Raw genomic sequence first — 13,292 nt, 5'->3', positions numbered from 1 at the left:
TTGAGGAAGGTGAGCGTCTGAAAATCAGCGCGCATCAACAAATGACGAATTTATTATAGGCATAATTTAAGCGCCATATGATAGTCGTAATTTTTTACCCTCCGATGAAAGGCGTCAGATCACCCTCTGCGGCAATATGCAAAAAGGCCGGTCAATGACCGGCCTCTTGGTGTGGATTTACAAGCTTAGTTCACTTCCAGCTTCTCGCGATTCTTGTCCAGAATGGCTTTGCCAATCCCCTTCACTTCCAGCAATTCGTCGATGGACGAAAAGGGCCCATTACTCTCACGATAAGCAACAATTGCCTTGGCCTTCGCTTCACCAATCCCGGACAACTCGCGCTGCAGAGTCGGCGCATCGGCCCCATTGAGATCGACCTTGGCGGCTTGAGCCTTGGCGGCAACGTCCAGCATCAAGGGTGCCTTGGCAGCCTCTGGCACGACCGTCGGTGCAGCGATGGCAGCAATAGAGGCGCTGGTGAGCAGGGCAAAAACCAGAGAGTAGAAATAGCCAGTACGCATAAGTGAAGCTCCATGACATCGATTAAGAAAGCAGCTTTTCCGAAGCTGCCTCCCAAACTTAGGCGATGTACTGGAACTGTCAAAAATGTGTCCGTTACAGGATGTGAAACAATCAGGGCTCGAGACGGCGTTGCTGATGAATCCAGTCGACAATCTCCCCGTCGGGGGTATAGCCGCTGACCGTTTCGCGCAGGAGTTGGCGCACACGGGAATAATCATCCTGCTCGACGGCTGTCAGCAACTCGGTCAAACGACCCTTGAGCACGTCCCAAGGCAGATGGTCTTCATTCGCGGTCATGATCATCGGATGTGGAGTCGCAGCGACATTATCCCCGATCAGCAACTCCTCATAGAGCTTCTCACCCGGACGCAGGCCGGTGAACTCAATGGAAATGTCACCGTGCAGGTTCTTCTCCGAGCGGATACTCAAACCGGACAGGTGAATCATCTTCTCCGCCAGTTCGACGATCCTCACCGGTTCACCCATGTCCAGCACAAACACATCGCCCCCCTGCCCCATGGAACCGGCTTGAATCACCAGTTGTGCGGCTTCGGGGATGGTCATGAAGTAACGGGTGATCTTCGGATGCGTGACCGTCAGCGGCCCGCCAGATTTGATCTGGCTGTGGAACAACGGAATCACCGAACCGGACGATCCCAACACATTGCCGAAACGCACCATGGTGAAACGGGTTTTGTTGACTCGGGATACATTAGCCTTGTCGCCAAACAGTACCGGGGCAATTTCACGACTGAGCGCCTGCAGGGTCAACTCCGCCAGACGTTTGGTACTGCCCATGATGTTGGTTGGACGTACGGCTTTATCGGTGGAGATCAGCACGAAGTTGGCCACACCCGACTGCAGGGCAGCCTGAGCGGTATTCAACGTGCCCATGACATTGTTGAGCACGCCTTCGGCAATGTTGTGCTCGACCATCGGCACATGCTTATAGGCGGCCGCGTGATAGACGGTATCCACGCGCCAGGTCTTCATCACATCAAGCAGTTTGTGCGGGTGACGAATGGAACCCAGGATAGGCAGCAACTTGACCGACACTGACTCACGACAGCCACGCTGCTCCAACTCCGACAGAATGCTGTAAAGGTTGAACTCACTGTGCTCAAACAGCAGAAGCGTGGTCGGGCCAAGGGAGAAAATCTGCCGACAAAGCTCTGCACCGATCGAACCGCCCGCGCCAGTCACCATCACGGTCTTGCCTTTGATACAGCGTTCGAGCAAATCGGCCTGGGCTGGCACGGCGTCACGACCCAGCAAGTCAGCGATATCCACTTCCTGAATGTCTTCAACCTTGACCCTGCCGCTGGCCAGATCGGTGAAGTTCGGGACGCTTCGCACGTGAAGCGGGAATCCCTCCAACAGATTGAGAATCTCCCGGCGTCGTGCGCGGGTAGACGACGGTAGGGCCAGAAGGATTTCCTGGGCGCCGGTGACGTCGATCATCTGCTGGATGTGTTTGGGTTTGTAGACCTGGAGGCCTGAGATAGAGCGATCGGCGATGCTCGGGTCGTCGTCGATGAATGCCACTGGGCGCATCACCCGCCCCATGCGCAATGCAGCAACCAACTGATTGCCAGCTACGCCTGCGCCGTAGATGGCGACTTTGGTGAGGCCGTCATCGCGGCTGGTGAACGGCACATGCTGGGCGGCGGTGAACCAGTCGCCCATAAAGTATTGACGCATGCACAGGCGTAGGCCGCCAATGATTACCATGCTCAACCACCAGTAGTTGAAGATGATGGAACGGGGCACGACGGTTTGATGGTTGCTGTACCAATAGACAACCACCGCCAGGATCAGCGACGAGAGGCTGACAGCCTTAATGATGGCTATCAGGGCATCGTTGCCAAAATAACGCATGACCGCTCGGTACATGCCGAAGCGGATGAACAAGGGAATGGCTACAACCGGCGCGCAGGCGAAAAGCCAGAAGTGGACCTTCAAAGGATTGTACATGTCGTCGATGCCAAGGCGGACTATGAAGGCCAACCAAAGAGCGATCCACACGAGCACCACGTCGGTAGCTACCTGCAGAAGACGCTTCTTTCGACGCGGAAGACCCAACAGAGAAGATCTGATTTTATCCATGACATCATCCGACACCGTGTTACGCTCCCTCAATCTATACTCACTCGCGTGCACGGCCATTGTACGCGCCTGAAAAGTCTGGAGCCATTAAAGATATCGACTCCAGCCCCCCCCACAAGATTGTTCGCTAGGTAAGAACCGAACAGATCGCAAAAATCCGACCAATCGTCACGCCCACAGCAAATATGAAAAACATTCTAGTAGAGAATAGCGTGAAAACCTCAGTAGAGAGGCCACCTTGCGCCCTGACGCAAGACTTCGAATAGAAGCTCAGCGACAAATCAAATACCCGCCGCACCACACCGCAGGCTCCACAGCTTGACACCAGCAAAATACGGTGCGTCGTCTTTTGAAGTTTTCTTTAGGCCAGTCAGCACTTTTCGAATGGCTACCAGATCGGTTTGTGATATTTTTAGCGAAGGAAGCAATACCGAAAAGTTTCAAAGGCTAATTGACCTGCAGCTTAACAGACTCAAATAGAATACAATGACACACATGGAAGATTATTGATTGCTCACTGTTAAATATTCTAAAGACAACCAACGCCCTACTCAAGCGGTAAAAAATCCACGCATCGCAATACTAATGTGCACCTACAATGGCGAGCGCTTTCTCCGACAACAACTCGACTCTTTCTTTGCGCAATCGCACAGCAACTGGACGCTCGTAGTTTCTGATGATGGCTCCACGGATAGTACGCAGCAACTACTGCAACACTACATCAAACAGTGGGGCGCCGATCGCCTCTATATAACAAATGGCCCCCAACGCGGCTATGCCGCCAACTTTCTTTCATTAACTCGAAAAGCAAAAACACTCGTAAAGGCTGATTTTTATGCTTGGTCCGACCAAGACGACATATGGCAGAAGGATAAGCTACAGACCGCTCTTCACCATATCGGAAATATCCACTCAGAGATTCCCGCTCTATATTGCGGCCGTACGCAGTTGATCAGTGCATCTGGCAGTCCAATCGGCAAATCGACAAACTTTCAGCGCCCACCACACTTTTTAAACGCATTAGTGCAAAGCATTAGCGGTGGCAACACTATGGTATTTAATCAAGCAGCCCTTGACCTTCTTCAGGAGACTCATGAGGACGTAACGGTGGCGTCTCATGACTGGTGGGCATACCAGCTTATATCTGGAGCTGGAGGAATGATCTACTTCGACAGCGACGCAAAAATTCTTTATCGCCAGCATGAACACAACCTTATCGGCAGCAAACTAGACTGGCTAGCGAGACTTAAACACTTAGCACTAGTTTTTCACGGATTACACTCCAACTGGAACACTCAGAATATTTCAGCACTTGAAAACATGCAGCACTACCTCAATGACGAAAATCGACTAAGACTCCAACAATTCAAAATAGCAAGACAAGAAAAACTACCAAAAAGGCTATTAAGCTTTATAAAATTAGGCGTTTACAGGCAGACCGTGAAAGGCAACATTGCAATGTATGCATCCATTTTACTTAAAACAATATAGATCCCCCAGAAAAATAATAACTAAGCGTTTTATTCGACGACGGACTTCACGCCAAATTGCCCATATAATAGCAACTCATAAAACAATACCACCGCCAAAACTTTCACGATGTTTTCAAACAAACTCATCCTCAGCAACCTCTCGAAGAAAGCTACACGCTCAGCAGTCGCAGACAAATGAGAACAATTCCCGCCAAAGGTCCGTGCCTCGCCCGAACACGAAAACCTGAATGTAGCCCTACGCTCTCAGGAGCCTCAAATTTACTTCAAGAGGCACAAACAGCCCCTCTATAGCCAATTTATGATCAACACATCGACTAGGACAGCTTGTAAGCCGAGTCTTTTGGCGACAAAATATACGCCGCTTAATTTTGCCTCCCCGAGCCACACCAACGAAAAGCCCACAAAGCACAATGAAAGTCAAGAGCTTCGGGAGCGACTCAGATTACCGACAGGTAGCCGACGTCGATCAGGTGTGGTGAATGTGCTGCCCTGAGCGCTTGGTCAACCGCCCCTATTCGCGGTGATACTCGACCTTTCGTGATCGTTGAAAACCGGAAGAGGAAATTCAGGAGGTTTTAATGGAGAAGCGTCACAGATGAAAGCGACCGACCCTAGACTTGAGAATCTGGTCTCATTCAAGCGAAAAGTCTTGGGGGATACTAGCGACGACTTTCACAAGAGCCCAAATCGTAGATGCCTCACAGAGCCGATGGGCAGTGCACTCTGTATCACACGGGCCAGCCACTCCTTTTCGGCAATGTATTCACCAGGCATTTTTTATCGTCAGAATCAGAAATCTCAAGGACGATTTAGGTGTGATTTGGCAGGGCAAGTATTTGATGGCTTGTTCGACATCCATCCGACTGAGCTTGCAACAGCCCCAAGCGCTGGTTCCTTACTACGGAATTGTATTTAAAATGAAAGAGTTTAGTATCTCCCCCGTCGAAATGATTTCTAGTCTGTGGCGAAATCGCAACCTGGGATTAGCACTGATAAAACGCGAAGTAATTGGTCGCTACCGTGGTTCGGCGCTAGGCCTTTTATGGTCCTTTTTGACTCCTGTATTAATGTTGATCGTATACACTTTCATATTCAGTGTCGTATTCAAAACTAAATGGGGAGGAGGAACAGGTTCCAAAGCCGAGTTTGCGCTTATTCTTTTCGCCGGTCTTTTGGTATTCAATTTCTTTTCGGAGTGTATCGGCAGAGCTCCCAACCTCATTATTGCGAATGGAAACTATGTCAAGAAGGTCATATTCCCGCTAGAAATACTACCTTTTGTAAGTATTGGGGCAGCTCTATTTCATACCTTTGTTAGCTTTTTAGTATGGCTCATCTTCTACCTCCTGTTTCTAGGCGAACCTCACTTTACACTCCTGCTATTCCCCGTCGTTCTTTTACCGCTAGTACTATTATCATTAGGTATTTCATGGTTCCTTGCATCACTAGGCGTTTACCTTAGGGACGTAGGACAAATCATCGGTGTTTTCATCACGATGCTGATGTTTCTTTCCCCTATTTTTTATCCCGTAAGCGCACTACCGGAAAAATTTCAGCTATTCATGCACTTGAACCCGCTTACATCAGTCATTGAGCAGGTGAGGGAAATACTGATATCTGAAACAGTTCCAAATACTTGGCTATTTCTCATCAACCTACTGATCTCAGCAGTTTTTGCCTGCCTAGGATTTATGTGGTTTCAGAAAACTAGGAAAGGTTTTGCAGATGTGCTCTGAAATAGTAATAAAGCTAGAAGGCGTCGATAAGTGCTATCAAATATATGAAAAACCGAGAGATCGTCTTCTTCAAATGTTTGCTTTCGGCCGAAAGAAATACTCGCAGGATTTCTGGGCGCTTCGAGATATTTCCTTCGAAGTAAAAAGAGGCGAAACCGTTGGAATTGTAGGGCGAAACGGAAGTGGTAAGTCTACGTTATTGCAAATAATCTGCGGGACTTTGAATACGTCCGCCGGAACCGTGCAGACGAACGCGAGAATTGCCGCATTGCTTGAACTCGGTGCGGGTTTCAACCCAGAGTTCAGTGGCCGGGAAAACGTGTATCTGGCGGCATCGCTCTATGGGTTGACGCCTACGCAAATATCGGAACGATTCGACGCTATCACTACCTTTGCAGATATCGGCGACTTTATAGAGCAGCCGGTCAAATCCTACTCGAGTGGGATGTTTGTCCGGCTCGCATTTGCCGTGATCGCGCACGTCGACGCCGAAATTCTCATAATTGATGAAGCCTTGGCCGTCGGTGATGCCTTTTTTACACAGAAATGTATGCGCTTTCTGCGTGAATTTATGGCCAATGGTACTGTTCTATTTGTAAGTCACGACACCGCGGCAGTAAAAGCTTTATGTACAAGAGCTATCTGGTTAAGAAACGGCAAGCATGTCGCTACTGGTCCCGCTAAAAACATCTGTGACGCTTATCTGGCAGAGATAATCGAATCCAATCAAGGCACCGTAGACGTCCCATCCAGCGAGCAACTTCTCAAGCAAGTAGAGAGTGATACTGGTGACGTGGGAGACGCTGCTGATGGTGAAACACTCTGGTTCATGCCATTTCGGACAACTGAAACCGGGTTCGGCGCCGGCGGAGCCAAGGTTGTTTCAGCAACTTTTCGAGATACTGAAGGGAATGTTATTCACAGAGCAAAGCATCATACAACGGTAGTGTTTCAGATCGACGTTGACGCATTAAAAGAGATTAAATCTCCTATTATCGGGTTCTTCGTCAGAGATCGCCTTGGGCAAACATTATTTGGATCGAATACTTTCGCCGCCTGTAATGAACAATCTGTCAGCTGTGCTGCTGGCGGAAAACTACATGCATCTTTCGAATTTATTTTTCCTGCGCTTCCTGATGCTGATTATACCGTTTCGATTGCCATCGCCGATGGAACTCAACAAGACCACACACAACTGCAATGGATTCACGATGCCCTTGTGATCAAGGCCCAGGGCGTATCTGACGTTGGAGGGCTTATAGGCCTGCCAATGCGAGCGATCGAACTCTATAAATCGGGTTTGTGAATACGTGCTTAACCGAATTGAACATTGGTAATCCCAAAATGAATAGTCTTAACAAAGCAGCTTTAGTAAATAACTCGATGCTTATCGCCCCAAAACGCAATGTATTGAGTGCCTGGACTGGCCACGTCCCATTCGCAGCCTGGCTCATGCAGACGCAAAAGCCGCGAGTGTTTGTCGAACTCGGCACCCATTTAGGAATGTCTTACTTTGCCTTCTGCCAAGCGGCTGTCGAAGGTAATATAGATACACGTTGCTACGCGGTAGACACTTGGGAAGGTGACGAACATGCAGGGTTTTACAACAACAATATATTCAATGAAATTGTCTCCCACAATGAAGAACACTACAGTGCATTTTCGAGGCTGATACGTCAACGCTTCGACGACGCAGCCCTAGAGTTTTCAGACGGTTCTGTAGATCTACTTCACATTGATGGATTTCATACCTATGAAGCGGTGAGTCATGACTTCGAAACTTGGAAAAGCAAGCTTTCCGAAAGAGCTGTTGTAATCTTCCACGATATTAATGTCCGAGACTCTGGATTTGGTGTTTGGCGATTTTGGGAAGAAGTAACAAAACACTACCCGCACTTTCGATTCGACCATTATCACGGGCTAGGTGTACTTCTCGTCGGCAAAGAACAGAACGCCCAATTGAGAGAGCTCTGCAGCGACTCCAATGAAGATACTCAGTTTCTGAAAAGCCTATATTCCAGACTGGGGGAGGTCCCGGCCTTGCGCTATCAGTTGGGGCAAGCAGCACTAAGAATCCAGCACCTGGAAAACCTAAACAATCAGACGTCCGGTGAGATCGCAAGATTAACCGATGAGATCGTAAACTTAAGAAGCAGCCACCAGACTGTACTTGAGAATGAAGTCGCACGCATAAGGCACGAAGATGAGTTACACATTGCATCGCTGAAGAACTCTAAGTCATGGAAATTAACTGCACCTCTTCGAAAGTTGATGTCTTTAATTAAACGCTGACATAGCGAGTACGCCAAGGAAATCGCGTTGTGATAAAGCATAGAATAATTTTGGTTGATACGAAAAGTAGCAATCCCAATCATTATATCTGTATAGCTCTTCATCGGGCTTTGATGAAGAGCCCCGATGTAGAAATAGTTATAAAAGCAGAACTTAACGACGCCGTACCTTTGGCGATTGAAAACAAATGCAATCTATTCTTAGCCTTTGATGGCGAAGAGTTAAATCGTGCTATCTGTTTACGTTTGGCCGCAATTTGTAATCGCTCTGTTCTCTGGGTCACGGAGGATCCATACGAGCTGAGCGTGAACGTCGCCAACTCAGATATGTTTGACCTTGTTTTCACCAACGACTCCGCCTCGGTATCTGCATATGGAGAAAAAGGCAGGCATCTTGCGTTGGCTGGAGCTAAACCGTTCCATTTTATTCCCGTGCAAAACGCAGGTACCCCCCTACGTTATGATGTTTTTTTTGCAGGTACCGCTTGGCCAAATAGAGTTGAGTTGATCCGGGAAATGCTAGGGTCAAATTGGGCTGATGAAAGAATAAAAGCAAAAATTGCACTACCTACCAATCCACACCTGCCCAAGGTAAACCTGTCCCTGCCAGCAAGCCAATTGAACTGGAGAACTTCTCCGGTTGATTTTGCAAGATTCGCTAACTCCAGTGTAACAACACTGGTACTCCCTCGAGTATTTTCTTCGTCGGGTCAAAACGAATTTGCAGAGACTCCACCACCGCGCCTTTTCGAAGCAGCTTTGGCTGGTACCGTACAATTAGTTCAAAGAAAAATAGAAGAAGCAGCGAAATATTTCGAACCAGGAAAAGAATTTATATATTTCGAAAACTCAAAAGAACTCATTGATTCGATAAAAATGCTACATGCAGACCCCCAGCTACGCTACGACATTGCACTACGCGCTCAAAATAAAGCATTAACGCAGCACTGCTACGAAAATCGAGCATCTTATATTCTTTCAGAGCTTCAGAAACTACCAACACCATCAGATACGCAGATCTCCCCCCCCCCCTTGTTGAACCATGTAAAACCACGACTGCTATTCGTCGTTCATAACGTCGTCGCCAATGGGAACTTCGGTGGCGTTGAAGCTTATCTACATAATATCAGTCAAGTTTTACGTGAAACATACGAGATCTATTTTTACTCGCCTAGCTTACGAAAAGTTTCGGATGCCCTTCTTCTTAATGAAGCAGGTATTGTTGTCGAGGCTCTGTCTTTTTCAACAGTACTTTCCCCTTGGCAAGTGACATGCCAGGAAAGGGAAAAGGCATTCGCATCGATTTTGAACCGTTATTATATATCCACCGTCCACTTTCACCACTTGATTGGTCATGTTCCCAGCCTTGTGGAGCTCTGCAAAACATTGGGTATACCATCGGTGATGACCTTTCACGACTATTACGCAATATGTCATAGATTTACATTACTTTCGTTCAAAGGCAATTATTGTAAACCCGATGAAATTTCACCAGCGCAGTGTGATGTATGCCTATGGAATTCTCATCAAATCTTACCGGGTGGACAATCGACACGTAGAGCCGTCTGGGATCAGGTTTTAGCGTCATCCGATTCGCTGATTTTCAACACAAAAGGTAGCCAGGAACTTATTGCGAGAATCTACCCATCCGTCTCCACCCACCTAAATACTCATATTTTGCCAGTACCAACCACCCCTCCAACATCATCAATGAGGGAAAAAGTTAAGAAATTATCATCCCCTCTGAAAGTAGCCATCCTTGGAAACTTCGCCAATCATAAAGGTGGAGACGTGATCAGTAGAGTAATTCCTCTATTGGAGAAGTGCGCTATTGAGTTTCACATCTTCGGACGTGTAGATGGAGCATATTTCTGGCTTAATGACCACAAGGCCTTTCCTCAAGTCTTCGTTCATGGCGGATTTGATCCTGGCCAGATACCTGAAGACGTTTACTCTTGCCATGTATCGTTACACCTCTCCATCTGGCCCGAAACCTATTGCTTAACATTGTCTGAAGCTTGGGACTGTGGTCTGGTTCCGATTGTTAGCGATATCGGGGCGCTTGGCGAACGTGTTACTCATGGTGTGGATGGAATCAAGATCCCTACAGATTCAGAGGGGGCTTTATTCACAGTTCTTCATCAGTTTTTAGACACACCGTCACTATTGTCGAGTTTAAGAAAAAGCACGGCTAATGCACCCATTATGCGCCCAGATACGCATATTGCGGGACTCAAAGCGATATATCGCACCCTTACCGAAAATCGGAATTACTCCATAGGAATGCAAAAAAACTCCACCCTCTTCAGTCTGAACCAACTGCGGCAACCAATCGCAGACATCTGGGCAATCTCACCAGCTTCCGGGGGGATAGTCGGCAGTAGGAATTATGTAAGTAAAATTCGTCATTTAGTCACAGGGTTAAGCGTACACTTTTTAGATCACTGGAAACGCCACGGTATAAAATCCGCGGTGCGTGTAAGTATTCGTTATATTTCTAGGCGCTTGTAACGTGAAAGTATTAATTTGTGGAGCATCTCCGGACCGTATAAACAACAACGCGGTATTGCGAAGTTATGTCGCTCGCGGCTTCTCCGAAGTATTGACTAACGAGAGCGTGTCCTCCTGCTCATTAGATAATGCCAATGAGATAGCAAACTCATTCAAACCTGATCTTATTGTCGTTTTTGGGTCCTGTATGCCAGAGAGTTGTGACTACACAGGCCTTCGAAACTACTGCGTTCGCACGGGTGCTTCACTCGCTTTTTGGCTCCATGATGATCCATACGAATTTGATTTAAACTTCAAAATTTACAAATACGCTGATTATATTTTTTCCAATGATCGTTGGGCGGTAGAACACATTAACCACCCTAAAGTTACGCACCTTCCACTAGCAGCGGATAAAGAGGCGCATTTCATAGAAGTTACAGAGAGCATGGATAGGGATATCTTCTTCTGCGGCGTCGGCTTTCCAAATCGAACACAATTGCTTTTGGACAGCCAAAGTTCTCTAACACACTTCAATGTAGAGGTTATGGGTGCAGAATGGCCCGAAACATTGAGCTTCAGTAAAAATGTACGCATCCCCAACGAAGACATGTCGAAGTACTACAACTCTTCATTAGTCACCTTAAACATTGGGCGCCGTCACAACCTTGCAAATAATAAGTATCAGCTAGATGCAACAACTCCGGGACCGAGAACTTTTGAAGCAGCTATGGCAGGCGCAGTACAATGCTATTATATAGAAGGCTTGGAAATTTTTGATTATTTCACTCCGAATGAGGAAATACTAGTATTCGACTCCCCAGAGGAGCTCGGGCTCATTGTTGAAGATCTACGGTCTTCGCCACAACGCCGTAAAAATATTGCAGAGCGATCTCAAGGCCGCGCACTGAAAGACCATACTTACGCTACACGAGCGAAAACTATACTTGCAAATCTAAATAATCTAAACGGTTGATCATCAGATGATTGAGCTTTATGAATTAAAATATTCACTTAGTGCCTTTTTGGTTACATCACTAATTGTTTTTCTGGGGTTTCTACCTTGGATTACTTCCAGGAAAAAGACGGCACAATCAAGTGAAAGTTTGATTGAGAGAGTTTGCTTATCTGTAATTAGTTGCGCAGTCTATCTGGCAATTATCGGTTGCATCATCGCCATCGTACCTTTACAACTCCGGCATAGCATTGCTCTGCTATTCATAGCACCGCTACTTATACTTGGCGCCTTCAAAACAACGCAGCTACTTAAACAGCAACACTTTAAAAAACCGTCCTCACTAGAAGTATTTACTATCGGCGGTTTTTTTGTTTTTGCAATTTCTATATTGATCTTGTCAAGTATCAAGTTTCCGCTAAAACCCTCCTTGCCGGATGGCGCCTATGTCAACAAAGAGCATGTTACCTCAGTAAGAATTCAATCTATCACTGGCGATTTACCCCCGGACAATGTCATCCCCTATGTTGCACAGGAATATATAGCAAGAAGCATATCATTTATAAATAACAGCCCTATATTACCGGGTCAACATGTCGCGAACAGACCAATACTGGTCAGTCTTGCGGCACTACCTGTGCGTATGGCCCTACGCTCGGTCAAACCCCAAGGAGACCTTCCGACATTCGAATACGTAGACACGCAGTGGCCGGACTTTCGGATACTTTTACGAGATCAGGCAACTTTCCCGATATTTTTAGGTGTTGCAGTTTTTCTAAACTCATGCCTGCTGTTAGGCGTTGGCCTGATTGCAACCAAGATTATAAATCTCAAATGGCATAACAGCGCGTTGATGCTCCTGCTATTTGTCACAAGTCCATATTTCATCTTTCAAACTATATTTACCTGGCCAAAATCATTGGCTGGCTTCTTCATTATTACGTCGTATTTTTTCTATCAGAAGCATCGAAACACCTTAATCGCCGGATCACTACTTGCGCTAGCGTATCTCTCTCACCCCTATACAATTGGTTACTTGGCCGTAGCAACTTTCGCCCTTCTCGCTTTAGACAAATCCACCGATATTTACATAAGAGTCGCCCGATCCGCACGGCTCTGTCTTTCATTCGCAATAGTAGTAAGTCCTTGGTTTATTTGGACAAAATTATATGCCGGAGGGAGTTCAGACCTTATATCTCAGAACTTTAGCCTTGCAAATATTACTGCCTTCCAATTTGTTTGGCCGCGTATTGCAAACCTAGCAAACACCATACTACCAATACATTTACTACCTTTCGAGACGCACTTGACCTCGATGTATATACAGAGTTCACTAAACCTTGCTGGGGCAGTAGGCACTTTGTTTCTTGTATACGTAGCTAGTATGGCCGTATTCTTTTCGTTGGTAAAACCGAACCCGCAGGCTACTCTTTACTCAAGTCAGGCACATACGGAACTGAAACAAGCCGCACTAATTTTTGGAGCCTCCAGCGTACTTTTAGCTTGTGTTTTCAGCTATGCTGCCGTCCCCCTACTGCATGGCTGGCAACCCTTTGCGGCGCTAATAGTTGTATTAGGTGTTTACTGGGCTAGTTTCTCAAAAATTGCTCTTGTAGCTTGCTGGACACAGGTCGGAATAAATTTTCTGATAACAGGTGTCTATTTCTATCGTCGCTTTCTCGTAGCTGCCTGATAGAGA

9 protein-coding genes are annotated in these 13,292 nt (G+C 46.9%); 7 read left to right on the top strand and 2 right to left on the bottom strand.

Going from position 1 to position 13,292, the window contains the following annotated elements; translation table 11 throughout:
• Positions 1–185: 185 nt before the first annotated feature.
• Positions 186–521: a ComEA family DNA-binding protein gene (locus PMI30_RS26115; RefSeq protein ID WP_008005993.1), complete on the bottom strand. Its 336-nt coding sequence runs from the start codon at positions 519–521 to the stop codon at positions 186–188.
• 112 nt (positions 522–633) lie between these two features.
• Complete coding sequence (locus PMI30_RS26120; protein ID WP_032834803.1) at positions 634–2,628, bottom strand: polysaccharide biosynthesis protein; 1,995 nt, start codon at positions 2,626–2,628, stop codon at positions 634–636.
• A 510-nt stretch (positions 2,629–3,138) separates the two neighbouring features.
• On the opposite strand from PMI30_RS26120, the gene PMI30_RS0129395 reads away from it, so the two are divergent.
• From PMI30_RS0129395 to PMI30_RS26135, 7 genes are all read left to right on the top strand, one after another.
• A complete protein-coding gene (locus tag PMI30_RS0129395; RefSeq protein WP_238541968.1) occupies positions 3,139–4,119 on the top strand; it encodes a glycosyltransferase family 2 protein in 981 nt (326 codons plus the stop codon).
• A 919-nt stretch (positions 4,120–5,038) separates the two neighbouring features.
• Positions 5,039–5,857, top strand: a complete 819-nt coding sequence (locus tag PMI30_RS26125; protein ID WP_032834811.1) for an ABC transporter permease — start codon at positions 5,039–5,041, stop codon at positions 5,855–5,857.
• The gene (locus tag PMI30_RS26130; protein WP_008005986.1) at positions 5,847–7,163 is read left to right on the top strand and encodes an ABC transporter ATP-binding protein; all 1,317 of its coding nucleotides are present in this window, start codon (positions 5,847–5,849) and stop codon (positions 7,161–7,163) included. The genes PMI30_RS26125 and PMI30_RS26130 overlap by 11 nt, the downstream gene beginning before the upstream one ends.
• 38 nt (positions 7,164–7,201) lie before the next feature.
• Positions 7,202–8,149 carry a class I SAM-dependent methyltransferase gene (locus PMI30_RS30075; protein WP_008005985.1) on the top strand — a complete coding sequence of 316 codons (948 nt, stop codon included), beginning with the start codon at positions 7,202–7,204 and terminating at the stop codon, positions 8,147–8,149.
• A gap of 113 nt (positions 8,150–8,262) precedes the next feature.
• A complete protein-coding gene (locus PMI30_RS30245; RefSeq protein ID WP_157173009.1) occupies positions 8,263–10,659 on the top strand; it encodes a glycosyltransferase family protein in 2,397 nt (798 codons plus the stop codon).
• A 1-nt stretch (position 10,660) separates the two neighbouring features.
• Positions 10,661–11,614 carry a CgeB family protein gene (locus PMI30_RS30240; protein ID WP_008005982.1) on the top strand — a complete coding sequence of 318 codons (954 nt, stop codon included), beginning with the start codon at positions 10,661–10,663 and terminating at the stop codon, positions 11,612–11,614.
• A 7-nt stretch (positions 11,615–11,621) separates the two neighbouring features.
• Positions 11,622–13,286, top strand: a complete 1,665-nt coding sequence (locus PMI30_RS26135; protein ID WP_008005980.1) for a hypothetical protein — start codon at positions 11,622–11,624, stop codon at positions 13,284–13,286.
• Positions 13,287–13,292: the final 6 nt, after the last annotated feature.

The sequence above is a fragment of the Pseudomonas sp. GM50 genome, from assembly GCF_000282375.1.
In the GTDB taxonomy this organism is placed as follows: domain Bacteria; phylum Pseudomonadota; class Gammaproteobacteria; order Pseudomonadales; family Pseudomonadaceae; genus Aquipseudomonas.
The sequence above is the reverse complement of the archived record's forward strand: the minus strand, read 5'-3'. Positions and strand labels throughout refer to the sequence as shown.